The sequence below is a fragment of the Psychrobacter raelei genome (genome assembly GCF_022631235.3).
Taxonomy (GTDB): domain Bacteria; phylum Pseudomonadota; class Gammaproteobacteria; order Pseudomonadales; family Moraxellaceae; genus Psychrobacter; species Psychrobacter raelei.
In genome coordinates, this window is record NZ_CP093310.2 from 897,352 (window position 1) to 923,284 (window position 25,933).

Genomic DNA, 25,933 nt, shown 5'->3' on the forward strand with positions numbered 1-25,933 from the left:
AAAAAAACAAAACCCTCTTATCTGATGGCATGGCGCACAGACCCTCTAAATTAACTGCGAGTGGTACATCAGATGTCTGCTAATTTTTTGAGAATGAGCCTATGATACGCTTTTTAAATGCAAAAATAAATGATAATAATTCGCATTAAATAAAACAAGGGTATTTTGTTACTTTTAAGTGGGTCTGTTATCCCCCAAAAGGGGTAGGGAATTAGGCTTATGTACCGCTTTTGCTCAATAGGTATTGATTAAGATTGGCGCTATATTAAAAGCAATTACAGGGCAGTGACTTGCTAAGCTCACAGGGTCTTTAAAGACGGGAGCTTGCCAACATCACTGCTTTTTTTATGTCTATTGCTCAGGAGACGCATCATGCATGCCAAGGAGCTGCTTGAGGTTGAGCGCCGTGATATTAGAGCGCTGCACTATACCTGGATTGCTTTTTTTCTAACCTTTTATGTTTGGTTTAACATGGCGCCGCTGGCAACTTCTATGCTGGCGGCTGAAAGTTATTTGACGCCTGAGCATATCAAGCTGTTTTTGATTGCTAACGTGGCGTTGACCATTCCTGGCCGCGTAGTGGTGGGCATGGCATTAGATAGATTCGGCCCGCGCCGGGTGTTTTCGGTATTAATGATAGTGATGGCGATACCCACGTGGTTCTTCGCCTTTGGCACATCGGCGATGCAGCTGTTTGTATCTCGGCTATTTATGTCTATTGTCGGTCGGGGCAGGCTTTGTGGTCGGTATTCATATGACCGCGCTTTGGTTTAAGCCCAAAGACATTGGTTTTGCAGAAGGCTTTTATGCTGGATGGGGAAACTTTGGCTCTGCGGCGGCTGCGATTACTATTCCCACTGTGGCTTTACAGTTCTTCGGTGGTCATGATGGGTGGCGCTGGGCCATAGCATTGTCTGGCTTGTTGATGGCGCTATATGGGGTAGCTTATTGGTTTTTGATTACTGATGGGCCAACAGCAGATACGCACCAAAGATCTAGAAAGGCGGGCGCCTTAGAGGTATCCAGCTGGCGAGATTTGTGGTTATACTGCTTGTTTACTATCCCATTGTATGGGGTGTTGGGGGTGCTGGTTTATCGCACTCAAGACATGGGGTTTTTGTCTGCGACAGGTGCTATCGTCTGTTATGTGATGATCGCGGTGGTGGTAATTTATCAGATTTACAAAGCCTTGAGTGTCAATATTCCTATGCTCAAAGCGGGCATTCCAGAAGATGACAAATACCCCTTTAAATCGGTGGCCGCTTTAAATGTGTCTTATTTTGCCAACTTTGGCGCGGAGCTGGCGGTCGTCTCTATGCTACCTATGTTCTTTGCCAGTACTTGGAAGCTAGATGCCACAGCGGCCGGTCTAATCGCTTCTACTTTTGCTTTTGTTAACCTTTGGGCCCGACCTTTAGGCGGTTATATTTCAGATAAAATTGGCAACCGCCGTCTGGTGATGCTGGTTTATATGTTTGGCATCGGTATTGGCTTTGCGCTTATGGGACTACTCAACGCTGATTGGCCATTATTTATTGCAGTCGTCTTTACCATTGGTTGTTCGGTGTTTGTGCAGGGTGCAGAAGGGGCAACCTTTGGCATTATTCCTTCTATCAAGCGCCGTTTGACCGGTCAAATCTCAGGTATGGCAGGCGCTTATGGTAACGTGGGTGCGGTATTTTACTTATTTATCTACACCTTTGTTGAGCCTAACCAGTTCTTTTATATCATCGCCGGTGGGGCCTTTGTGGCATGGCTGGTGTGCTTTTTTTGGCTCAAAGAGCCTGATGATGCCTTTGGCGATGAGTACAAGATGTCGTCGGTGGATATCGCTTTGGCAGAGCAAGATCGCTTGGCACAAAACAAGTTGTGAGCTATGACAAATGACTGAAACTCTGACAATGGCTTTAAAGCTATACGGATGCCCTTAGTCTCGTAGTGAATAAAAAAAGCCACCCAAGCGATTGTTTGGTTGGCTTTTTTTATGTATGGCTTAAAGACAGTCAAATAAAAGGTATTGCCTGTAATTCAAAGCTTAAGACAGCAAAGGGTTAAGCGGTCAAATTATTCACCGCCCACACTGCGACATCTACTCGAGTGCGCAAATTGGTTTTATTTAAAATATGTTTGACGTGAACTTTTACGGTCGACTCAGAAATGCCCAGCTCATTACCAATCATCTTATTACTGTGGCCTTTGGCAATCATTTTTACCACTTGCAGCTCACGGCTTGTTAAGTTGCTGACAATGTCATCTAAATTAGGCGTACGCAGTGCTTGGGCTAACACAGCAGCTAAGCGCGAGCTGACCACCAGCTCACCGCGTAAGGCTTTACGAATATCAAGTGCCACTTGCTCAGGCTGCATGTCTTTTAATAAGTAGCCATTTACCCCAAGCTTTAACGCATTATGGATATCATCGCCACTATCAGAGACTGTGAACATCAGTACTTTAGCCTGATGGCCTTGCTCACGAATTTGCTCAGCAGTATCTAAACCGCTAAGGCCTGGCATGTTTTGATCAAGAATCACTAAGTCCACTTGGTTTTGGGCAAGATAGCTCAATGCTTCTTCACCACTACTGACATCGGCGACTACTTGAAAGTCGGGCTCTAAGCTAAGTAGATCGGCCATACCACGTCGTAGCATGGGATGGTCATCGACCAGGAGGATTTTGGCAGGGGAGGTCGCGGTATAAACTTTCGTTGACATAGAGACTCACAAAGGTAAAAAATAAAAAGAATAATCAAATATAAACATTTAAATCGTATTACTAGAAAAAGGGTCTGTTAACACATAACTGATGAACAAAGAAGCTGTATACAACAAGGCGCCACAAGCTATCCATTAAAAAAATCTGGCGAAAAGCGTGCTTCTACCACAGTGCCTGTCGGCTCATTATTGCTGACAGTTAATTGGCCGCCCAAGCTTTTGGCGCGCTCTTGCATAATCATAAGCCCATGATGATGGGTCTGATCAAAACTACCTGATAGCCCTTTGCCATCATCGCTAATACTTAACAAGGTATCATTACTGTCTGCAATATAGCCAAAATTTACGGTCACGTTCTTGGCATTGGCATGGCGGCAGATATTAGATAAGGCCTCTCGAACAATCTGAATCACATTGACCTGCTCGCTTGCGCTTAGATTTAAGGAGATAACTTGATTGCTCACCTTGACATTAAAGCCGCCTTTTTTGGCAAATTCTTCTGCCGAATTGTGTAGTGCCTCATCGAAACTGTCATCATTAAGGCTTAGACGGAAGGTTACCAACAGGTCTCTTAGGTGCTGATAGGCAGAGGTTAATCCGTCTTTTAGCTTGCCAATAGAGTCACTTACTAACGCCAAATCTGGGCTATCACAGTGAGTGTGCTGCAGTCGCTTTTCCAAAATAGTGGTCTGTATCTTCAAGTAAGATAAAGACTGCGCTAATGAGTCATGCAACTCACGAGCGATGGTGGCGCGCTCCTCTAATAATATGATCTGATGCTCTTGTTGGCGCTGCTGTAACAAAAACATCGCCGTACTAATTAAGTTGGTTAAAGCGGTGATGGCCGGCTTGTTATTGGCAATTAATGCTTGTGTTTCTGTATCATCGATCATCGAATCAAGTTGAGCTATCTGTACCAAAGGAATGCGGTTCTCTGATGGGGTGGCCTGCTCAGTAGGGCGGCTTATGCCTAAAGATTTAGGGCGCACCCGTAAATCCCCAAACTGCGACTTTTGATGACGGATCAAAAAAGACTCCGTATAGAAGCTGGACTGAATCAAACAGCTATCACAGGTGGTGGTGGAGCACAAATCTCGCAGCTCACTACTGTGAATGGCAATGGCATCTTTATTGTCGATTAAATCGCCTTTGATACACAGTGTGAATTCAAGCTCTGGGATAATTTTACCAAAATCTGCAATCAGCCGGTTTAGTTCAGTAATACTCACCTGGCTGGTGGTTAAGTATTTGGCAAAGTCATACAGCAGAGACAATACTTGGTTGGCCTGCGTTAGGTGCGCGGTTTTTGATGTAATTTGTCTTTCCAAAAATTGTTTATTTTGCTCAATGGTGCTCACCATATCATTAAAAGAGCGGCCAAGCTCCTCAAACTCTTTATAACCGGTCAAGTGAACCCGAGTCTCTAGCTTACCTGAGGTAAAGGCAGCTTTGGCCTGCATCAATTTTTTGACCGGCAATAATACCTTTTTACGCAGCTCATAAATACCGCCAATCATGATAAGTATCATCAGACTCATTGAGATGAGCTGTAATAACTGCTGGCGGTTTTGCCGCTGCTCATTACGATACTGTAATTGAGACACCACCGCATCAACTTGCTGTATATATGGCAAGGACGCTTTATAAAACCCTACGCTGTCACGTGCCAATAGTAGAGGCATTAAGGTCTGTGTCCAGCCTTGATGAATGCGCTCAATTTGTCGATCGATGCGAGTGTCTTTATTGGTACGTTGGCTTTGATATTGTTGCAGTAAGCTTTGACGCCGATTCATATCGTCTATCAGCTGATTAATCTGCTGCACTGAGCTGATATCCGCAGCTCTTAGCTCAGCGCTACTTTGGTCGGCCACCAATAAAAAATTCATGCGGTAGGTGGCCATTCTAATGGAGCCAGCAGTATTAATGGCTTTGGCATCATTTTGCGCCGCCCATGCCAAAAACCCACTACTTAGGGCAGTGCCCAAAAAGAGCAAAATAATCAGTGTCGTGGCTATCCAAGAGCGAACTGCTAATGTATTAGGTATGGGCATCGTATATAACTACTTGATATATTTGAATTTAAAAAAGTTTTTGGAGCCGATCTTTTTAGAGATTTTGAGTATTTCTTTGAGCCAAAAAAGATGAGAAAAAAAAGAGGTAGGCTAAATTAGCATTTACGCCCCAAGCTTTGACATACTCCTAAAGTAGTAGTTAATAAGCGCTAATGCAAGTTACCTACTTAAGTGGATACATTAAACCCTTATAACCATATTAAATTCATGATGGCTGAAGTACCTTAACTTATCGAACAACAAGCCGTGACTGTGAGTTATCAACAGTACTAAGTGAGGTAAGTATGGGTGTGAATAAAGAAGACTTAAAAGGGGGCAAGCTCATCACTGACTGGCGCCCAGAAATGGAGGATTTTTGGGAAAACGGCGGTAAGCAGGTCGCCAGCCGTAACTTATGGGTGTCTATCCCAGCACTGCTATTGGCCTTTGCGGTATGGATGGTCTGGAGTGCGGTGATTGTTAACTTGCCTGAGATTGGCTTTGGCTTTGATGAGGGGCAGCTGTTTTGGCTGGCCGCTTTACCAGGATTGTCTGGGGCGACGCTGCGTATTTTTTATTCGTTTATGGTGCCTATCTTTGGTGGACGTCGCTGGACAGCCATCTCTACCGCGTCACTGCTTATTCCTGCAGTGTGGATGGGCTTCGCGGTTCAAAATCCTGATACGCCCTTTAGCGTGTTTGCCATGATTGCACTACTGTGCGGCTTTGGTGGCGCAAACTTTGCGTCCTCTATGTCCAACATCTCGTTTTTTTATCCTAAAGACAAGCAAGGCACAGCACTGGGTTTAAACGCAGGTCTGGGTAACCTAGGTGTGTCTGTGATGCAGTTTGTGGTGCCTTTGGTAATTGGGTTTGGTGTGTTTGGCGCACTTGGCGGTGCGCCGCAAGTCACTGAAGCGGGCAAAACACTTTATCTGCAAAATGCAGGCTTTATCTGGGTGCCTTTTATTGCACTGGTCTCTATTGCTGCTTGGTTTTTGATGAATGACATTGCCTCGGCAAAAGCATCGTTTAAAGATCAAGCGGTTATCTTTAAGCGCAAGCACAACTGGATCATGTGTGTGCTATATATGGCCACCTTTGGCTCGTTTATTGGCTTTTCTGCGGCATTTCCAATGCTGATTAAAAAAGGATTTCCGGATGTCAATGCGTTGCAGTTTGCCTTTTTAGGCCCCTTAGTCGGTGCGTTATTCCGTCCTGCAGGTGGCTGGATTGCTGATAAATTGGGCGGCGCCCGAGTGACATTCTGGAACTATGTGGTGATGATATTGGCCGTAGTGGCGGTGATGTACTTCTTGCCAAGTGGCACCAGCGCCGGTAGCTTTACGGGGTATCTGATCTCATTTATGGTGCTGTTTATTACCACAGGGATTGGTAATGGCTCAACCTTCCGTATGATTCCAGTTATCTTTAGAACGGTATTAGAGCGTGAGCATCCTGACAAAGTAGGCACAGAGCCTTTGTTTGTTGAGATTCGCAAAGAGTCAGCAGCAGTGGTGGGCTTTACCTCAGCAGTAGCGGCTTATGGTGCGTTCTTTGTGCCTAAGATGTTTGGCTCAGGCTTAGGTGTCAATGGCACATTCATCGCTTTGATTGCCTATTATGTGGTTTGTATTGTCTTAACCTGGTGGTATTACAGCCGCAAAAATGCAGAGTATCCGTCATAGGGCTATATTGTAGGGCTATAATGGTAAGACACACAATGTAGTTATTTAGGACTTACGCAGGATTAGGGTTTTTAGCGATTGGGTATTATTTTCTCGCTTGCTGTACGGTAGTTCCAGAGGCTTCAAAAACAATCCCCAGTCGCTCTTTAAGGATTACATTCTGGGTTTTGCGTAAGTCCTATTATTAAAACTAAGCGGTGAAAGCGTCACTTATATAAGTGGCGCTTTTTTATTGCCCAAAGTAAAGCCGCTAACTGTCTTAAAAAAGGTTTGGTTACAAAAAAGTGGATAACTTAATCGTTACAACTTTGAGGTCATGAAAAAAATAGAGCTCAAAAAAAGAGCCATGAGCTAACCCTAAAGTGGTAGGCGATTGCCTATGTTAGATGATAGTAAGCCAGGTACGGGACAAATAGAATACAGCCTATCTAATGATATCTATTGCTCACGCACTGACAGCATCAGGATTAGGCTGCTGCTCTGAGCTTTTTGTAATGAAGTCTTAACCTAGAGGATAGCAATATGAGCCATTTACTCGACCAGTTTCGTTTTTTTAAACGCAAAAAAGGGGAGTTCGCTGACGGTCATGGTGAAGTGCGCGATGAAGCCCGCAATTGGGAAGACGGTTACCGTAATCGCTGGCAATATGACAAGATTGTGCGCTCAACACATGGGGTGAACTGTACAGGCTCATGCTCATGGAAAATCTATGTCAAAAACGGCCTAGTGACTTGGGAGACGCAGCAAACGGATTATCCACGCACCCGTCCTGATCTGCCAAACCATGAGCCACGTGGCTGTCCTCGTGGGGCAAGCTATAGCTGGTATATGTATTCTGCTAACCGTGTTAAGTATCCAAAGGTGCGTAAGCCATTATTAAAGCTATGGCGTGCGGCCAAAGCACAGCACAAAGATCCAGTTGATGCGTGGGCAAGCATTGTTGAAGACCCTAGCAAAACAGTTGAATACAAGTCAAAACGGGGTATGGGCGGCTTTATTCGCTCAAGCTGGGATGAGGTGAACGAAATCATCGCTGCCAGTAACGTCTATACCGCCAAAACTTATGGCCCTGACCGTATCGTTGGTTTTTCACCGATTCCTGCGATGTCTATGGTCAGCTATGCCGCTGGTAGCCGTTATTTGTCCTTAATCGGCGGTGTGTGTCTGTCGTTTTATGATTGGTACTGCGACTTACCGCCAGCGTCTCCGATGACATGGGGCGAGCAAACCGACGTACCTGAATCCGCGGACTGGTACAACTCAGATTACATTATTGCCTGGGGATCTAACGTACCGCAGACCCGTACCCCTGACGCTCACTTCTTTACCGAAGTACGTTACAAAGGTACTAAGACGGTCTCTATCACCCCAGATTACGCTGAAATATCAAAGCTAACCGACCTGTGGCTAAACCCAAAACAGGGTACCGATGCGGCGGTGGCTCAAGCGTTTTGTCACGTGATTATCAAAGAGTTTTACCTCAAGCAGCCAAGCGATTATTTCATTGATTACGCCAAGCGTTACACTGACATGCCAATTTTGGTCATGTTAGAAGAAGATGACAATGGTGGTCGTCGTCCGGGTCGTTACCTACGTGCCTCAGATTTGGTCGATGATTTAGGCGAAGAAAATAACCCTGAGTGGAAAACCATCGGTATTAACAATGATGGTGAATTGGTATCGCCGCTAGGCTCTATCGGCTACCGCTGGGGCGAAAAAGGTAAATGGAACCTTGAGCAAAAAAGCGGCTCAACCGGTAAAGACATCGACTTAACCTTAAGTCTGAAATCCGATGCTGGCGAGCAAGAGGTTTGCGACGTTGCTTTTGATTACTTTGGTCATACCGAGCACCCTTACTTTAATGCTGTGGCGGGTGATGCGCTGCAAGTTAAACGTGTGCCTTGTAAAACTGTCACTTTAGCGGATGGCAGCACTGTCAAAGTGGCCACTGTATTTGACTTAACGGTTGCGAACCTAGGCGTTGATAACGGTCTGGGCGGCGAGCATGTGACTGATGATTATAACGACGCTACCGTACCTGGCACGCCAGCTTGGCAAGAGGTTATCACTGGTTTATCTCGTGAAAAAGTGATCCAAGTGGGCCGTGAGTTTGCCGAAAACGCACACAAAACTCATGGTAAATCGATGATTATCATCGGTGCCGGTATGAACCACTGGTATCACCTAGATATGAACTACCGCGGCGTGATTAACATGCTGATGCTGTGCGGCTGTATCGGTAAATCAGGCGGCGGCTGGGCACACTATGTGGGTCAAGAAAAACTACGCCCACAAACGGGCTGGTTGCCACTGGCGTTCGCACTAGATTGGCACCGTCCGCCACGTCACATGAACGGCACAAGCTTCTTCTACAACCACAGCTCACAGTGGCGCCATGAGACCGTGTCGGCACACGAGATTTTATCGCCTCGAGTGAATAAGAAGTTCTTCCCAGAGCACATGCTCGATTACAACATTCAAGCCGAGCGTGCCGGCTGGTTGCCATCGGCACCTCAGCTGAACCGTAACCCGCTATCTATTGCGGCTGCGGCCAAAGCACAGGGTAAAGACATCGAAGAGTATGTGGTGGATTCATTGCATGACAACAGCTTACGCTTTGCTTGTGAGTCACCTGACAATCCACAAAACTTCCCACGCAATATGTTTATCTGGCGCTCAAACCTTTTAGGCTCATCTGGTAAAGGTCATGAGTACATGCTGGAGTACTTCTTAGGCACCAAAAACGGCCTAATGAGTGAAGAGAACTTGCCTGATGGCCTGCGTCCAAAAGAGGTGGATTATGTCGAAGAGGGCGCCAAAGGTAAGCTTGACTTGGTAGTGACGCTAGATTTCCGTATGTCATCAACCTGCTTGTATTCAGACATCGTACTGCCAACGGCAACTTGGTATGAAAAAGATGACATGAATACCTCAGACATGCATCCATTTATTCACCCATTAACCGCAGCCACTGACCCCGCTTGGGAATCAAAAACAGACTGGGAAATCTACAAAGGTATTGCCAAAGCCTTCTCAGCGGTATCCGTAGGCCATTTAGGGGTTGAGACGGATGTGGTGACTTTGCCAATGCAGCACGATAGCCCAGGTGAGCTAGCGCAGCCCTTTGGTGGTACCGACTGGAAAACCGCTGGCGAGCGACCAGTACCGGGTAAAAACTGCCCCATGATTAAAGTGGTTGAGCGTGATTATCCCAATACCTATGCCAAATATACCTCTCTAGGCCCTGCGCTTGAGAAGCTGGGTAATGGCTCAAAAGGCCTCAACTGGGATATGACCAAAGCAGTCAAAGACTTAGGTGATTTAAACCATCGAGTGACCACACCGGGTGTGTCAGAGGGTCGTCCACAAATCTTTACCGCTATTGATGCCTCAGAGACCATCTTGATGCTCGCGCCTGAGACCAATGGTGAGGTCGCGGTGAAAGGCTGGAAGGCGCTAGAAGAATTTACTGGTCGTGAGCACGCTCATTTAGCAGCCTCAAGTGAGCACGAAAAGATTCGCTTTAGAGACATTGTGGCTCAGCCGCGTAAGATTATCTCAAGCCCAACCTGGTCAGGTCTTGAGTCTGAGTCGGTCAGCTATAACGCTGGTTACACCAACGTTCATGAGCTGATTCCTTGGCGTACCATTACCGGCCGTCAGCAGTTTTATCAAGATCACCCTTGGATGCAGGCGTTCGGTGAGCAAATGCAGCAGTATCGTCCGCCGATTGATACCAAGACCACGGATATCATGAAAGACGCTAAGCCCAATGGTAACAAAGAGATTGTACTGAACTTCTTAACCCCGCACCAAAAATGGGGTATCCACAGTACGTACTCTGAAAACCTATTAATGCTCACGCTTAGCCGTGGTGGTCCGATTGTCTGGTTATCAGAAAATGATGCCAAGTCAGCCGGTATTGAGGACAACGACTGGATTGAAGTGTTTAACGTCAACGGTGCAATTACTGCCCGTGCCGTGGTCAGTCAACGTGTCAAAGATGGCATGACCATGATGTATCACGCGCAAGAAAAACTGGTCAACATCCCAGGTTCTGAGCAGACCGGTACCCGAGGCGGTATCCACAACTCAGTGACCCGTACCATCTTGAAGCCAACGCACATGATTGGTAGCTACGCCCAGCAATCATACGGCTTTAACTACTACGGTACGGTTGGTTGTAACCGTGATGAATTTGTGGTGGTGCGTAAGATGTCGAAGATTGATTGGCTAGAGGACAAGCCAGATGACTCATTACCACAGCCATTACCAACCACTTTAGAAGGTTAAGACAACCTTAAACACGTTAATTTGGAGCACACACCCATGAAAATCAGATCACAAGTAGGCATGGTGCTTAACCTCGATAAATGTATCGGTTGTCACACCTGCTCAGTTACCTGTAAAAACGTTTGGACCAGCCGTGAAGGTATGGAATACGCCTGGTTTAACAACGTAGAGTCAAAGCCGGGTATTGGTTATCCCAAAGAGTGGGAGAATCAAAATAAATGGAATGGCGGCTGGATTCGTAATGCCAATGGCACGATTAATCCTCGTATCGGCGGTAAATTTCGAGTGTTAGCGAACATCTTCGCTAACCCTGATTTGCCAGAGATTGATGACTATTACGAGCCATTTGACTTTGATTATCAGCACTTGCACACCGCACCTATTAGCAACCATCAGCCGATTGCGCGTCCTCGCTCTGCCATTACCGGTAAGCGAATGCAAAAAATCGAATGGGGCCCTAACTGGGAGGAAATTTTAGGCTCGGAGTTTGAAAAGCGTCGCCGTGATAAAAACTTCGATAACGTGCAAGCAGACATCTATGGCGAGTACGAAAACACCTTCATGATGTATTTGCCGCGTCTGTGTGAGCACTGCTTAAACCCAACTTGCGTGGCGTCATGCCCAAGTGGGGCGATTTATAAGCGTGAAGAAGACGGTATTGTGTTGATTGACCAAGACAAATGCCGCGGCTGGCGTATGTGTATCTCAGGCTGCCCATACAAAAAGATTTACTACAACTGGAAATCAGGTAAATCTGAAAAATGTATCTTTTGTTATCCACGTATCGAAGCGGGCATGCCAACGGTTTGTTCTGAAACTTGTGTGGGCCGTATCCGCTACCTTGGCGTGCTGTTATACGATGCCGATAAGATTGCGGAAGCTGCGAGTACCCCAAATGAGCAAGACTTATACCAAGCACAGCTGGATCTCTTCTTAGATCCAAACGATCCAGAAGTCATCGCTCAAGCATTAAAAGACGGCGTACCTCAATCTGTGATTGATGCGGCGCAAAAATCACCGGTTTACAAATTGGCGATGGACTGGAAACTGGCACTGCCATTACACCCTGAGTACCGTACGCTACCTATGGTGTGGTATGTACCGCCTTTATCACCGATTCAAAATGCAGCAGAAGCGGGCAAGGTAGGCATGGATGGTCTGATTCCAGATGTTGACAGCTTACGTATCCCACTGCGTTATTTGGCCAACATGCTAACCGCCGGTGATGAAGAGCCGGTGCGCATGGCACTAAAACGCCTACTTGCGATGCGCAGCTACAAGCGTATGCAATTGGTTGAGAAGCAAGAAGTGCAAAGCATCCTAGATGATGTGGGCTTAACCAAATTGCAGGTGGAAGAGATGTACCGCTACCTAGCGATTGCCAACTATGAAGACCGTTTTGTGATTCCAACGGCGCATAGAGAAGAGGCGATGAGTGATGCCTTTGCTGAGCGCAACGGTTGCGGCTTTACCTTTGGTGAAGGCTGCTCAGGCAGCAGTGACACCAGCATGTTCGGTCAGAAAAAAGCAACCCGCCGTGACTTTATTGACACCGTTCAAAAGTGGGAGGTGTAACATGACAGACACTATCCAAAACACAGCTTTTGATACCAATGTTGATCAAGACGCACAAGCGATGCCAACCATTGCAGACTCTGATATGAAGATTTTAAAAGTATTGAGCTTGCTGATTGATTATCCAGCCAATGAGCTGTTTGAAGGGGACACGCTGGCACTGTCAAAAGACATTGTTAGCACCTCACCGCTTATTAGCCCAGAGGTGCGTGCTCAGATTGCAGCACTGATAGATGAGATGATTGCGATGGGATCACTAGAAGCGCAAGCGCAATACGATGGTTTGTTTGAGCGTGGGCGTTCACTATCGCTATGGCTGTTTGAGCATGTGCATGGTGAGTCACGTGACCGCGGGCAGGCCATGGTTGATTTGATGGGTCAATATGAAGCAGCTGGCTTTGAGATTGGTCAAAAAGAGCTGCCTGATTATCTGCCAATGTATTTAGAGTTTTTGGCATATCAAGCAGCAGTGGGCGGTGATGAGATTCAAATTCGTATGGATATTGCGGATGTCAGCCACATCATTGCACTACTGGCCGCCAGACTCAAAGATAGAGACAGCTTATATGAAGGCTGCTTTAATGCGCTATTACAAATCGCTGGTAAGCCGCTTAATACAGTGGAAGCACTTGAGGAGCAGGTGCAAAGTGAACAGCGTGACGACACCTTTGAGGCGCTGGATCAAGAGTGGGAAGAAGAGGTGGTTGACTTCTTAGGGGCGCAGCAAGAAGAGCGCTGCCCCTCTAATACCCAAAACCTTGCCAAAGGTATTGCGATAGACCGAAGTGTCATGCCGCCAAAACAAGTCGATGCCCCTGTGCATTGGGTGGATTTCGATACGTCGAAACCTGTTAAACAGCCTTAAGGAGAGAGTCTCGTGAATATTGCAGATCCTGGTGTACAGTCTTTGGCCAACTTAAACTGGCTACAAATATTTTTATTTGGTATCTATCCCTACATTGCATTAGTGGTTGCCATCCTTGGTACTTGGGCGCGTTTTGATTTGTCACAGTACTCATGGAAGACCGGCTCTTCACAAATGCTGCGCAAAAAGAACATGCGCCTTGCCAGCAATTTATTCCACGTGGGTATTATTGTTGTCCTGCTGGGTCACTTGGTTGGTATGTTAACCCCTCACTTTATTTATGAGCCATTTATCAGCGCTGCACACAAGCAAATCCTAGCGGTGGTGGTCGGTGGTATTGCAGGGGTAGTGTGCTGGATTGGTATGGTGATGTTGATGGTACGCCGCTTTACCGATGATCGTATCTCGCATACCTCATCTTTTAGCGACAAATTGGTACTGATACTGCTATTTATCCAGCTCAACTTAGGTCTGATATCTATCTTTACTTCCATGCATCATCTTGATGGGTTAACCATGATGAATCTTGCTGGCTGGGCACAAGATATTACGATCTTAAGACCTTGGCATGCGGCCGCTCGTATCGAACAAGCCGATCTGATTTATCAGCTGCATATGGCGCTAGGCATTACCCTGATTATGATTTTCCCGTTTACTCGTTTGATTCATATTATCAGTGCGCCAGTGTGGTATTTGGGTCGCCGCTATCAGATCGTGAGACAAAAAACCTCTCAGTAGGAATTTATCACAATTGCTATACAACAAAGGGTTGGTCCGGTAAAATCATAAGATTCATTTCAAATGAATCTTATGATAGAATAGCGCCCTGCAGTGATGAGCAAGGCTATTTTATTCGCTGCTTTATATTCTTTTACCTACCAACCCGTGCTCAATGCCGAGTTGCATACCCTACTGATTAAGGAAATCACAATGGCATCACCCAAAACATTACAAGTCGTAAAAGCAACCGTTCCTGTGCTTGAAACTCATGGCACCCAGATTACTACGGTCTTTTATCAAAATATGTTTGCTGAGCACCCTGAGCTTTTGGATATTTTTAATGAAACTAACCAAAAGCTAGGACGCCAGCAAAGCGCTCTTGCGACCACAGTTTTGGCCGCAGCTAAGCATTTAGAGCAGTTAGAAGTATTATTACCGCAAGTGATGCAAATTGGTCATAAGCACCGCGCGTTACAGATTAAGCCTGAACATTATCCTATTGTTGGTAAACATTTATTGGGCGCCATCAAGGAAGTACTGGGTGATGCTGCCACAGACGAGATTATCGAGGCTTGGGCAGAGGCGTATGCTGAGATTGCAGAGGTGTTTATCAAGGTAGAGCAAAGCATGTACGAGCAGGCCATGTGGCCAGGCTTTGCGCCCTTTAAAGTGGTGGACAAACAAATCACCGGCACAGACATCGCCGCCTTCACGGTACAGCCTGAAGACAGCAGCCTAGATATCCGTGCATTGCCATTAACAGCAGGTCAGTACATTACTGTAAAAACCGACCCACAAGACAGTGACCATATTGCCTTAAGACATTATTCACTGTATTCAGTCGATAGCAGCGACGGTATTAAATTTGCGGTACGCCGTGACAACCGTAATGCTCATCGCGGCTTGGTGTCTAACTACTTGCATGATCATGTGGAAGTCGGCGATACCATCTTACTATCTGCACCGGCAGGGGATTTTGAATTAAATAAACCTCTTATTGAACAAAATGAGGTGCCCTTGGTATTAATCAGTGCGGGCGTGGGCATTACACCAGTACTGGCTATGCTTGAGGCGCAAGTAAAAGCCAATCCTAGTCGCCCTATCATCTGGGCTTATGCGTGCCAAAACCCAGAGTTTCAAGCCTTTGATACCCGCGTAGCGCAGCTACTAGGCCAAGCTCAAAATGTACAACAGCACACCTTCTACTTTGAGCAAGGTCAACTATTAGATGAAAGCTGGCTAAAAACCCTACCTAATCCTGCCGATGTCTATGTGTGCGGCTCTATGGTCTTTATGGACAGCATGATTGAAGGGTTAATGGCATTGGAGCACAGCGGCGATAACATCCACTATGAGCCCTTTGGTCCAAAAATGAGCCTAAGCGTGGGCTAGACGCCTTCAATGAAATTAAATCACGCTGTTCATCTGTAGCAGCAGCTCTATAAAGCCTGTCGATATTAAGATTAAGGCAGCTTTATAGAGACATATGACTCAATGGAGTACACCATGACAGCAATGACTTACGACCCTAGACAAGCGGCGGATGACAATATTCGTATTATGCCAACCTCAGATGACTTAAAAAAGCCGCACTCTGACCAAGAGTTTATCCAAAAAGCACTGGCAGAGGAGCGTAGCAATCATCAAAATCTGATTGCCTCAAGTCGTGAAGAGTTGCCTACCGTAACGGTGAATGGGGTGATGATTGACAAGCAAGCCATCGCGCAAGAGCTACAATATCACCCAGCACCGAGCAAAGAAGATGCGCTGTTTTTGGCGACACAAGCTTTGGTAGTCCGTGAGCTATTAAAAAACGCAGTGCTTGATGATGATACCTTGGGTCAAGAAGCTTGGGATAACAACGAAGAACAAGCCATATCAGATTTGATTGATAAAAACGTACACGCAGCCACGCCAGAAAATGAAGTGTGTGAGCGTTATTACGAACAAAACAAATCTGACTACAAAACCGCGCCCATTATGTCAGTACGTCATATCTTGCTCGCCAGTCTTCCTGAAGATGGAGAAGAGCGTTTGGCGCTTAAAAAACAAGCATATGAGCTTATTGAGCGGATTAATAACAGTACCAATGCTGATGCAGAATTTATTGAGCTGGCGCGTCAGTATTCAGCTTGCCCCTCAAAAGAGCAAGGCGGTGAGCTGGGCGTGTTAACCCAAGGTCAAACTGTACCTGAGTTTGAATCGGTCGTCTTCTCAATGGATGAGGGGTTAGCGCCCAGTCCGGTCGAGACCCGCTATGGATTTCATATCGTACAGGTGCTTGATAAACAGCCTGGTGTTCAGCTGGATTACTTGCAAGCCAAACCTGCTATCGCGAATAAGCTTGCACAGCAGGCTTTCCATCATGGGCTATGTGATTACTTATATACCTTGGCTGAGCAAGCAGAGATTGATGGTATTCAAATGGAACTGGCTCAAGAGAATATTTTCCGCGGTTAGATAGGCTAGGCTGTAAGGTCAAAGTCAAAGTGTAAGTTACTAAGTGTATAAGGATGTATTATGAAACGTACGAATCAGCTTCAGCCTTTGTCACGAGAGCATCATTTAGGTCTGGTGCTCTCTCGCCGTGCTAAGGTATGTGCCAATGATGTTGAGGACATTGCCAAACACTGGACAGCTTTGACGGACTATATTAACCAAAATATGACCAACCACTTTAAGGTTGAAGATGATCTTATATTGGCCAAGCTAGAGGGTTATAGAGCCAGCCATCCTCAAGTGGCACAGGTCATTGATAAAATAGCTGAGCAGCATCACAAGCTGTATCAGCTTATTGGTTTGCCTAGCCTGAGTGCCGCTCAAGTTCAAGAGCTTGCCAACGCTTTGTATGACCATATTCGTTTTGAGGAGCGTGAGCTGTTTCCACTGGCTCAACACGTGTTGTCCGAGCAAGAGTTGGATGCTATTTATGATGCCAGCTCTAAAAATGTCAAACGTGAAAAAGAAAATCGATAAGCCATTACCTCGACAGGAAGTCATCACTTTTGTCTGTATGTACAATCGTAAGGAGATAACATGAGCCCTATAGTCATTCCCAGTCACTGGAGAGTCAAGCGCTCCACACCATTCTTCACCAAAGACAATATCCCTCCTGCATTACTGACCCACCACAATACAGCTGCAGGTATTTATGGTCAGATTTGCGTCATGCAAGGCACGGTTACCTTTTTTGGCTTTGCTGATGAAGCTGCCACTGAGCCTGAGAAAAAAATTGTGATTCAGGCCGGCCAGTTTGCAGTCAGTCCACCACAGTATTGGCACCGGATTGAGCTAAGTGACGATGCTCAATTTAATATTAACTTTTGGTCCGAAAAAGAGCATGAAGGCAGCAAGCTTATGCAGCAGTCAAAAGTACACAATCAGCCCATCGCAGATTTATTCGATGAGGGTGTGAAGGATGCACCCAAAAAATAATACCAAATCTAAAAATTAACATAGCAAGGATGACGAGTGAAAAGATGACGAGTGAAAACTGTACACTTAGTACGGTAAACGAGTTTGACAACGCTAGGTTGTTTTTTAGAAAAGGTATCAGCCATAAGCCATAAGCCATAAACAAGGCGGTGACATGCTGATTGAAGAACGCACTAGGGGGTTAATATCAGCAGGCTTATTTAGTCGCGACATTGATTAAATGGGCATGATTTTATATGCTGAGCGAACCTTGTACTTTTGTTGATTTAATCCCTAAGGAGACTAAAATGACGGCGACTATATTTCATAACCCAAAGTGCAGCACTTCGCGCAATGCTTTGGCCATTATGCAAGCATCAGGTGAGACACCTGAGGTGATCGAGTATTTAAACACACCCCCAAGCCGTGAGTATTTGGTTAATTTGCTAAATCAGATGCAAATGGCGCCGCGTGAGCTGATGCGCAGCAAAGAAGCGGTGTTTACTGAATTGGGCTTAGATAATCCTGAGGTGTCAGATGATCAACTTATCGATGCCATGATTAGCCACCCAATTTTAATCAATCGACCGATTGTGGTGACAGACAAGGGCGCTGTGTTATGCCGTCCCTTAGAGCGGGTATTTGAGGTTTTAGCCACTCCTGTAGAGACATTTACTAAAGAAAATGGCGAGATTATTACCTACCCCGCGCTGTAGCTGAAGCCAACTAAAAGCCAGCTCAATGGGTTGATTTTGGCCGCTGGATCGCCTGATCTGTTTTGATTGTAGATACGCCCTGAGCCTTACGGTTCAGGGCTTTTTTTTGAGGAGTATACCGGTATATTGCGCTTTTAGGAAAAAATGTAACGGCCATTAAAATATATTGTTGAGTAAAAAAACTAGGCATATAATAACTGCAAATCGTAAGTATTAATATTTACAATATCTTAACTTGTTTGGATATAGTCCATGGATAAAGCCATGCTCGCCACCGATGCAGATACCTCTGAGTCTGCTAACAGCTATCCTACCTCATCTTACTCACTTATCGATCTTGCAAAAAATCAAATCGCTTTGATAGAAGCCATTGTCGAAAATCCTCGCTTTGGAGGGTTAGATGCTGTGGTCAGTCAGCGCCTAAAAGACTTAGGGTTTTTGCCCAATACGCCGATACGTATTGTCGCTAAAGGTTTATTTGGTAAGCCGCCTTATGCAGTGCAATTAGGCTCAGGCGTGCAATTTAGCTTGCGTCTTGATGAGCTACAAAAAATTCGCTGCAAGGCGTTATAGCCCCAGATACCTGTCCCCATTTTTGTAGGCTTTTTTTACCGATAAGTGACTCCCCGTATGTCAACATCTTCTTTAGCCAGTGCCGCCACTGAGGGCAGCATAGCCCCCATTACTATCGCGCTGGTCGGCGCTCCAAACTGTGGCAAAACCGCTTTGTTCAATGTTTTGACCGGCTCAAAAGCCAAAGTGGCTAACTATTCAGGTGTTACGGTCGATAAGCGCTCAGCGCCTTTTATTAATCAAAGCCAGGTCAGGATTTTGGATTTGCCAGGCACTTATAGCCTAGCAACCACAAGTCCCGATGAAGAGGTCACTCGAAAGGTCTTGATGGGTGAGATGCCTAGTGAGTCTATCCCCGATGCCATCTTGGTGGTTGCTGATGCCACCAACTTACGGATGTCGTTAAGGATGATTCTTGAGCTAAAAAGCTTGGGTCTACCGATGATGGTGGCATTAAACTTAAATGATGTGGCAGTCAGCCGCGGTATGGTTGTCAATGAAGACAAACTCTCTGAGCAGCTTGGGGTACCTGTGGTAAAAACGGTGGCTATCAAGCGCCGCGCTAATGATGCTTTATTGTCATTAATTAAAGAGTTCTCGCAGCGCCAACACCGCCACATAAGGCCAGTACGCTTCGCCCAAGATGTACCCGATCCACAGCAGCTGTATCAACGCGCTGATGAGATAATCAGCCAAACCGTTTCTACACCGCACAGATTGCCTAAGTGGCATGAGCGTTTAGATTATTGGGTGCTGCATCCTGTGGCGGGGGTGGTTATATTGCTAAGTATATTGTTTGTGATTTTCCAAGCCATCTATGCTTGGGCCGCCCCTATGATGGATGGGCTAGAGCTGTTGGTAAATGGCTTTGGGACGATGATAGCCAGTCACTTACCTGAGGGTATCTTAAAAAGTCTACTGGTAGACGGTATTATTGCTGGGGTTGGCAGTGTGGTGGTGTTTGTGCCTCAGATTGCCTTACTGTTTTTATTCTTGTTAATTTTGGAAGATTCGGGCTATCTGCCGCGCGCCGCCTTTTTATTAGATACGTTATTGTCCAAAGTGGGGCTGTCAGGCCGCTCTTTTATTCCGCTCTTATCTGGGTTTGCTTGTGCTGTACCGGCTGTTATGTCGACCCGCACCATTCCAAACCCTAAAGAGCGCTTTGTGTCCATAGCGGTATTGCCTATGCTCACTTGCTCGGCGAGGTTACCTATTTACGCATTGATCATAGCTGCGGTGATACCCAATAAGAGCGTGTTTGGGCTTTTTAATTTGCAAGGGATGACCTTATTTGTGTTATATACCGCAGGTATTGTGTCCGCCTTATTCATCTCTTGGCTAATGACCCGAGTGGGACGCAGTAAAAGCGATGCAGCCAGCTTTCCGTTATTGATGGAGCTGCCCACTTATCGTATGCCCAATGTCAAGCATATTGCCACTGAGCTGTGGAGCAAGGTTAAGGCCTTTTTGGTACGGGCAGGGACCGTGATCTTTGCATTAAGCGTGCTGCTATGGGCCTTGGTGAGCTTTCCCTCAGCACCAATAGGCAGTACAGATCCAGCCATCAACCACAGTTTTGCCGGCATGCTTGGCCATGTTATTGAGCCAATTTTTAGCTCCATCGGCTTTACTTGGCAGATGTGCATTGCCATGATTCCGGGTCTGGCCGCCCGCGAGGTGGTGGTGGCGGCGCTAGGTACTGTATACGCTGTGGGCAATGTCGGTGAAGAAGCGGTGAGCCATACTCTAATGCCGATTATCCATAATCAGTGGGGATTGGCCACAGCGTTTTCCTTTTTGGCCTTTTATATTTATGCCCCCATGTGTCTGGCAACGTTGACCGTGATTCGCAGAGAAACCAAATCTTTGCCGCAGACCTTAGCCATTACCGGCTATTTGTTTGCCTTAGCCTATGTGATGGCGTGGATAACGTACCAAGTTGCAGGTTTTATCTTTGGTCTATAAATTATTGGAGTAATAAGCGATGTCTCATGTTGTCGAATATGGCCTGGTGTTTATTATTATCGCCTTGGCTTTATATTATGTGTGGACTAGAGTATTGTTCAAAAAATCAAGCAGCTGTGCCTCTGGCTGCGGAAAGTGTGGCTCATAGCACGCCAAGCTTTCGCCTTATTTTTGATAAGGTTATAATCCATCCGTGATTCGTATTCGCTTGGGGTCACTTGAGCCTTGCTGCTTGATGGCGATATGCTTGATTTATTTGATATTTACCCTGATGCTGCTTAAGCCTTCTATACTGGCCACCAACGTATCCCCTGTTACCACGGGCCCAACACCTGCTGGCGTGCCGGTCATGATTAAGTCGCCTGGTTTTAACTCAAACAGCTGTGATAAATGAGAAATCACCTCAGAGACACTCCAGATTAAGTGAGTCAAGTCGCTATCTTGTCGCGTCTCGCCATTGACGGTCAGCTTAATACTACCGGCATTTATTTCACCCAAATCAGCGATAGGGGTCAGCTCACCAATGGGGGCTGAATAATCAAAAGCCTTGCCAATCTCCCAAGGGCGGCCTTGCTCACGCATGGTGGCTTGCAAGTCACGGCGGGTCATATCTAGTCCTACGCCATAGCCAAAAATACTAGAGGCAGCTTGTGCCACTGAGATGTCCTTTACAGGCTTGCCTATCGCTACCACAAGCTCAGTTTCGTAATGATAGTTTTCGGTCAATGGCGGATAAGGGATATCCACGCTACCATTGGCAGGCACTGCCACCACCGCATCAACATCGCCCGGCTTACAGAAAAAAAATGGTGGCTCACGATCAGGGTCTGAACCCATCTCTATCGCGTGAGCGGCGTAGTTGCGGCCGACACAATATACCCGGCGTACTGGGAATTTATCTTGAACGCCCTTGACATCTAATGCTGCAGGCAAGCTGGGGTTAAAAACATAGGTCATAGCACAGTCCTTTTATAAGTAGGCCAAATGACCTATATTAAGGCACATTTAAACCAATTTATACCGCATATTATAGTAAAAATAAGGACATGCTATGCTAACGCACACCACCAGTCAATTAAAACCACAAACGCTCATCTTGCTGGCGCGCCTTACTCAATGAGTTTTTAGCGCAGTAATAAACAAGGTATTCTTTGGTCTTAAGGTAGAGGTTTTATGAACAATAAGCTTGGCGTTTTGTACTCTTTTCGCCGCTGTCCTTATGCAATGCGGGCGCGGCTTGGGCTGTTATTTGCCGGTGTGTCAGTTGATTTGCGTGAGGTGGTGTTAAAAAATAAGCCACCGCAAATGCTTGCCATCAGCCCCAAAGGCACGGTGCCTGTTTTGCAGTTAGCAGATGGGACAGTGATTGAAGAGAGCCGTGATATTATGCTGTGGGCACTTAACCAAAATGACCCTCAATGTTTACTGGATAACACAGTAGGCGCTCAAGCTAAGGCTTTAATTGATCAAAATGATACTGAGTTTAAATATTGGCTTGATCGCTATAAATACGCCGATCGTTATCTTGACATGAGCCAAGAGGCTTATAGGCAAAAGGGCGAGCAGTTTTTGCGCACCCTAGAAGCCTTGTTAACTCAGCACCCTTATCTTTTTGGCGAGCGCATCGGTGTGGCGGATATTGCCATTATGCCGTTCGTACGTCAGTTCGCTCATGTTGATCGTGCATTGTTTTATCGCCTGCCTTATGTTCATGTGCAGCGCTGGCTTCGGCATTGGCTTGAGCATCCACTATTTTTGCAGGCCATGACGAAATATACACCTTGGTCTGAGGGAGATGACGTGGTGGTATTTGGCAGCTAAACCCAGCAGTGCTCATTAAAGCGCATTACTTTGCTTGGCAAGATCCGCTTTAAGCGATTAATGCCCCAAGATTTTAGATAAAAATAACTGGGCGCGATCGCTACGTGCCCCTTCAAAAAACTCATCTTTACTGCAGTTCTCCACGATGTGTCCCTCATCCATAAAGATGATACGGTTGGCAACTTGACTGGCAAATCCCATTTCATGAGTCACACACATCATGGTCATGCCCTCTTTTGCAAGCTCTACCATAACATCTAACACTTCTTGAATCATTTCAGGATCCAGTGCTGAGGTAGGCTCGTCGAATAACATACATACCGGGTCCATTGCCAAAGCTCGGGCAATGGCAACACGTTGCTGCTGCCCGCCTGACAGTTCGGCGGGGTATTTTTTGGCTTGAGCCGATAGCCCCACACGGTCAAGATAAGCCATGGCTTTTTGCTGGGCCACACTGTCACTGCGCCCCAAGACTTTGATTTGTGCCACAGTCAAATTATCAATGATTGAAAGATGCGGAAATAGCTCAAAATGCTGAAACACCATGCCCACTCGGCTACGTAGCTTTGGCAAATCAGTTTTTGAATCACCCACGGCTATGCCATTGACGAAAATCTCACCCTTTTGAAACGGCTCTAGCGCATTTACCGTTTTGATCAAAGTGGACTTGCCACTGCCAGAGGGCCCACAGACCACCACCACATCGCCACGATGCACGTGTGCGGTACAGTCAGTTAGTACCTGAAAGTCACCATACCATTTACTGACATTAGACATTTCAATTACCATCTCATCGCTGGCATGTCCTGTATCGGTGACCAATCCGCCAAAATCATTGATATAGGAATTGGGGCGGTCAGTAGGCATAGAGTCGGAGGTTAAAGGTGGGGTAGGGCTGTCAGGTTTTGCCTCAAATTTATTCATAATGGTATCCGTTATTATAGCTCTTAATATGAAGCAACCGCGCATGAAGCTTAAAATCGCATGGATTTTTGCAGGCGCTGAACCCCAATAGAGGCAATCAAACTAATGATGAAATACACAGCGCCGGCGCCTAAGATGTAAGGGGTTAAATATCCCATTAGCTCACCGCGTACGTAAGCTGATCGGAAAAAGTCACTCAATCCAATTGCAAATACTAAAGTGGTATCTTGGAATAAAATAATACACTGCTGCAAAATAAGCGGGGTCATTTTGCGAAAGGCTTGTGGCAAGATAATCAATCGCATGGTCTGAGCATACGTCATCCCTAAAGCTTTGGCTGCATTGACCTGTGCGCTACCAATGGATTGGATGCCCGCCCTGACTACTTCTGAGAAATAAGCGGCTTCAAACACCATAAAGGCCACCACACAGGAGGTGAAGGCAGTATCAAAAGTAATATAGCTACCGGTTAAGCCGTTATAAATCATCGGTACAGCAAAATAAAACCACAGTAGGATTAGCAGCAGCGGCACTGATCGAAAGAAGTTCACATATAGCTTGGCGGGTAGCTCAAGGGCTTTAATGCCTGATAAGCGCATCATGGCTAATACGGTACCCAGTGCCATACCGCCTACTATCGCTAGTAGTAGTACTTTGAGGGTGACAATCATGCCACTGATTAGGCTTGGATATGCGGTGGTTAACTCGGTGACAAATGCACTCATTTTTTACCTCCTGCAATTAGCCCTGGGACACGAAGTTTTTGTTCAATAAGACCCATGATACCTATGAGCGATAGGTTAAATAGTAGATAGATAATGGTGGCGTAGGTATAGATTTCGATGTTGTTTTGGGTGTACTCACTGATGGTTTTGGTTTGACTAATAAGCTCCATCACCCCGACCAAAGAAGCAATAGAGGCATTTTTATAACAGTTGGTCAGCTCTGAGCTTAGTGGGGGTAGGATGACCCTAAATGCTTGTGGCAACAATACTTGTCGATAAGCCTGAGCGGTGCTAAAGCCCAAAGCATAGGCGGCATTGTGTTGGCCTTCAGGTAAGGACTGAATACCGGTTCGAACCTGCTCGGTAATACGCGCGGCAGTAAATAGGCCAAGCCCAATACTGGCAGAAATCATGGCTGACATATTAGGAGACAGGCCTTTATACCACCACTCTTGCAGGACAGGCGTTAGCCAGCCTGGGGCGACATAGAACCAAAAGAACAGTTGTACCAATAAAGGGATATTACGAAAAAAGGTCACATACATGGTGCCAATCGTACGCGCTGTTTTGCTGGGTAGCGTGCGCATAATCCCCAAGACTGTACCAATACCCAATGCCAGTATCCAAGCAATGGTACCAATAAGCAGTAGCCAGCCGAGCCCTGATAATATCCAATACAAATAGATACCATCACCAATGCCGGTTGACTCAAAAAGTACCCCCCAATTCCAACTGTAATTCATCTGTATTCCCTTATTCTTAGCACCACTTATATCCCTAAATGGCCTATTAAAAAAGCAACATGCCCATACCTTGCCAAAGAATGAAAAGTATGGGCACAGTTTAGCTAATATTCAAAGCGACAATATGAGTTGTGGCTTATTGGGCAGGAGCCGCCATAGGCTGTGCACCATCATGTGGATTGGCAATAAGTGCTTTAAGATTGTCTGACATCTCAAAGTTCATATTTACGTTCTTAGGTGGAATTGGATTCATGAACCATTTGTTATAAATATCATTAATCTCACCTGACGCATAAACATTTTTTAATGCCTCATCCACAATCGCTTTGAACTGTGGGTCATCTTTGCGCATCATACAGCCATAGATTTCAAATGACTGCGGGGTACCAACGATTTGCCACTCTTCTGGATGAGCAGACTTGGCTTTTTCACCTGCTAGAAGCACATCATCCATCATAAAGGCATCTGCACGGCCTTTTTCTAACATTAAGAAAGCTTCGCCATGGTCTTTCGCTGAGATGATCTTAGCGCCGAGTTTTTTCTCATCATTATATTGACGAATATAGCGCTCAGAGGTTGTCCCTGCCGTAGTCACCAAAGTACGACCCTTCAAATCCTCAAAATCATTGATACCTGAGTCTTTTTTGGTCAATAAACGTGTGCCAATTTCAAAAAAGCCATTTGAGAAGGCAACTTGCTTTTGGCGCTCTTCATTATTGGTGGTTGAGCCACATTCAAAATCGATGGTGCCGTTTTGGACCAAAGGAATACGAGTTTGAGAGGTGATGAGGTTGTAGCGAATTTTAAGATCTGGCATGTTGAGTTTGTCTTTGACTGCATCCACAACCTTCATTTCTAAATCATGGGCATAGCCTAATGGCTGATTGGGATCATCGGCGATGTAAGAAAAAGGAATAGAGGAGTCACGAAAACCCACTACGATGGTCCCTGAGTCTTTAATTTTATTTAAAGTGGCTGAAGCATCTGCATTAGCACCATCTGTTGAGGGGGTAGCTTCAGTGGTGCTGGTGCCTTCTGCTGTGGCTGGAGCATCGGTATTGGCGGACTGATTATTATTGCACCCTGTAAGACCAAAGGCCAAAAGAGTAGCAAGTGTCAGCGTTTTGACTTTGTAATGCATAATAT

The 25,933-nt window shown here is 45.9% G+C and carries 23 protein-coding genes; 16 read left to right on the plus strand and 7 right to left on the minus strand.

Annotation, left to right across the window (positions count from 1 at the left end):
• The first annotated feature begins 372 nt into the window (after positions 1-372).
• Together MN210_RS03830 and MN210_RS03835 are read left to right on the plus strand one after the other, a co-directional pair.
• The gene (locus MN210_RS03830) at positions 373-774 is read left to right on the plus strand and encodes an MFS transporter (RefSeq protein WP_338412578.1); all 402 of its coding nucleotides are present in this window, start codon (positions 373-375) and stop codon (positions 772-774) included.
• Positions 755-1,873: an MFS transporter gene (locus MN210_RS03835; RefSeq protein ID WP_338412579.1), complete on the plus strand. Its 1,119-nt coding sequence runs from the start codon at positions 755-757 to the stop codon at positions 1,871-1,873. The genes MN210_RS03830 and MN210_RS03835 overlap by 20 nt, the downstream gene beginning before the upstream one ends.
• A gap of 178 nt (positions 1,874-2,051) precedes the next feature.
• Here the strand turns inward: MN210_RS03835 and narL are convergent, their stop codons facing one another.
• Positions 2,052-2,711 (minus strand): two-component system response regulator NarL, encoded by a 660-nt coding sequence (narL, locus tag MN210_RS03840; RefSeq protein WP_011959943.1) that lies wholly within the window; start codon positions 2,709-2,711, stop codon positions 2,052-2,054.
• Between the two features lie 128 nt (positions 2,712-2,839).
• Entirely contained in the window at positions 2,840-4,762 is a 1,923-nt protein-coding gene (locus tag MN210_RS03845) for a histidine kinase (protein ID WP_110816269.1), read from the minus strand.
• Positions 4,763-5,067: 305 nt separating this feature from the next.
• Here MN210_RS03845 and MN210_RS03850 point away from each other — a divergent pair, with 305 nt between their 5' ends.
• From MN210_RS03850 to MN210_RS13285, 13 genes are all read left to right on the plus strand, one after another.
• On the plus strand, positions 5,068-6,450 hold the full coding sequence (locus MN210_RS03850) for a NarK family nitrate/nitrite MFS transporter (protein ID WP_338412580.1): 1,383 nt from the start codon (positions 5,068-5,070) through the stop codon (positions 6,448-6,450).
• A gap of 522 nt (positions 6,451-6,972) precedes the next feature.
• Positions 6,973-10,743 (plus strand): nitrate reductase subunit alpha, encoded by a 3,771-nt coding sequence (locus MN210_RS03855; RefSeq protein WP_338412581.1) that lies wholly within the window; start codon positions 6,973-6,975, stop codon positions 10,741-10,743.
• A gap of 36 nt (positions 10,744-10,779) precedes the next feature.
• Entirely contained in the window at positions 10,780-12,318 is a 1,539-nt protein-coding gene (narH, locus tag MN210_RS03860; RefSeq protein WP_338412582.1) for a nitrate reductase subunit beta, read from the plus strand.
• Positions 12,319-12,379: 61 nt separating this feature from the next.
• A complete protein-coding gene (narJ, locus tag MN210_RS03865) occupies positions 12,380-13,183 on the plus strand; it encodes a nitrate reductase molybdenum cofactor assembly chaperone (protein WP_241879685.1) in 804 nt (267 codons plus the stop codon).
• A 12-nt stretch (positions 13,184-13,195) separates the two neighbouring features.
• Positions 13,196-13,921, plus strand: a complete 726-nt coding sequence (gene narI / locus MN210_RS03870) for a respiratory nitrate reductase subunit gamma (RefSeq protein WP_110816273.1) — start codon at positions 13,196-13,198, stop codon at positions 13,919-13,921.
• A gap of 192 nt (positions 13,922-14,113) precedes the next feature.
• Positions 14,114-15,295, plus strand: coding sequence for a globin domain-containing protein (locus tag MN210_RS03875; protein WP_110816274.1), 1,182 nt, complete (start codon positions 14,114-14,116; stop codon positions 15,293-15,295).
• Positions 15,296-15,409: 114 nt separating this feature from the next.
• Complete coding sequence (locus tag MN210_RS03880; protein WP_338412583.1) at positions 15,410-16,363, plus strand: peptidylprolyl isomerase; 954 nt, start codon at positions 15,410-15,412, stop codon at positions 16,361-16,363.
• A 60-nt stretch (positions 16,364-16,423) separates the two neighbouring features.
• Positions 16,424-16,879, plus strand: coding sequence for a hemerythrin domain-containing protein (locus MN210_RS03885; RefSeq protein ID WP_338412584.1), 456 nt, complete (start codon positions 16,424-16,426; stop codon positions 16,877-16,879).
• 60 nt (positions 16,880-16,939) lie between these two features.
• On the plus strand, positions 16,940-17,338 hold the full coding sequence (locus tag MN210_RS03890; protein ID WP_338412585.1) for a TehB family protein: 399 nt from the start codon (positions 16,940-16,942) through the stop codon (positions 17,336-17,338).
• Between the two features lie 287 nt (positions 17,339-17,625).
• On the plus strand, positions 17,626-18,033 hold the full coding sequence (gene arsC, locus MN210_RS03895; protein ID WP_338412586.1) for an arsenate reductase (glutaredoxin): 408 nt from the start codon (positions 17,626-17,628) through the stop codon (positions 18,031-18,033).
• A gap of 252 nt (positions 18,034-18,285) precedes the next feature.
• On the plus strand, positions 18,286-18,606 hold the full coding sequence (locus MN210_RS03900; RefSeq protein WP_338412587.1) for a FeoA family protein: 321 nt from the start codon (positions 18,286-18,288) through the stop codon (positions 18,604-18,606).
• Between the two features lie 57 nt (positions 18,607-18,663).
• The gene (feoB, locus tag MN210_RS03905; protein ID WP_338412588.1) at positions 18,664-20,574 is read left to right on the plus strand and encodes a ferrous iron transporter B; all 1,911 of its coding nucleotides are present in this window, start codon (positions 18,664-18,666) and stop codon (positions 20,572-20,574) included.
• A 19-nt stretch (positions 20,575-20,593) separates the two neighbouring features.
• Positions 20,594-20,722: a FeoB-associated Cys-rich membrane protein gene (locus MN210_RS13285; protein ID WP_150097841.1), complete on the plus strand. Its 129-nt coding sequence runs from the start codon at positions 20,594-20,596 to the stop codon at positions 20,720-20,722.
• 104 nt (positions 20,723-20,826) lie between these two features.
• Here the strand turns inward: MN210_RS13285 and MN210_RS03910 are convergent, their stop codons facing one another.
• Complete coding sequence (locus MN210_RS03910) at positions 20,827-21,531, minus strand: fumarylacetoacetate hydrolase family protein (protein WP_338412589.1); 705 nt, start codon at positions 21,529-21,531, stop codon at positions 20,827-20,829.
• Positions 21,532-21,747: 216 nt separating this feature from the next.
• Here MN210_RS03910 and MN210_RS03915 point away from each other — a divergent pair, with 216 nt between their 5' ends.
• Complete coding sequence (locus tag MN210_RS03915) at positions 21,748-22,395, plus strand: glutathione S-transferase (protein WP_338412590.1); 648 nt, start codon at positions 21,748-21,750, stop codon at positions 22,393-22,395.
• 57 nt (positions 22,396-22,452) lie between these two features.
• Here the strand turns inward: MN210_RS03915 and MN210_RS03920 are convergent, their stop codons facing one another.
• From MN210_RS03920 to MN210_RS03935, 4 genes are all read right to left on the minus strand, one after another.
• The gene (locus tag MN210_RS03920) at positions 22,453-23,184 is read right to left on the minus strand and encodes an amino acid ABC transporter ATP-binding protein (protein ID WP_155587721.1); all 732 of its coding nucleotides are present in this window, start codon (positions 23,182-23,184) and stop codon (positions 22,453-22,455) included.
• 185 nt (positions 23,185-23,369) lie between these two features.
• On the minus strand, positions 23,370-24,044 hold the full coding sequence (locus tag MN210_RS03925; protein WP_011959959.1) for an ABC transporter permease subunit: 675 nt from the start codon (positions 24,042-24,044) through the stop codon (positions 23,370-23,372).
• A complete protein-coding gene (locus MN210_RS03930; protein WP_155587702.1) occupies positions 24,041-24,787 on the minus strand; it encodes an amino acid ABC transporter permease in 747 nt (248 codons plus the stop codon). Before MN210_RS03930 ends, MN210_RS03925 begins: the two co-directional genes overlap by 4 nt.
• A gap of 136 nt (positions 24,788-24,923) precedes the next feature.
• Entirely contained in the window at positions 24,924-25,928 is a 1,005-nt protein-coding gene (locus tag MN210_RS03935) for a glutamate/aspartate ABC transporter substrate-binding protein (protein WP_110816284.1), read from the minus strand.
• Between the last annotated feature and the right edge of the window lie 5 nt (positions 25,929-25,933).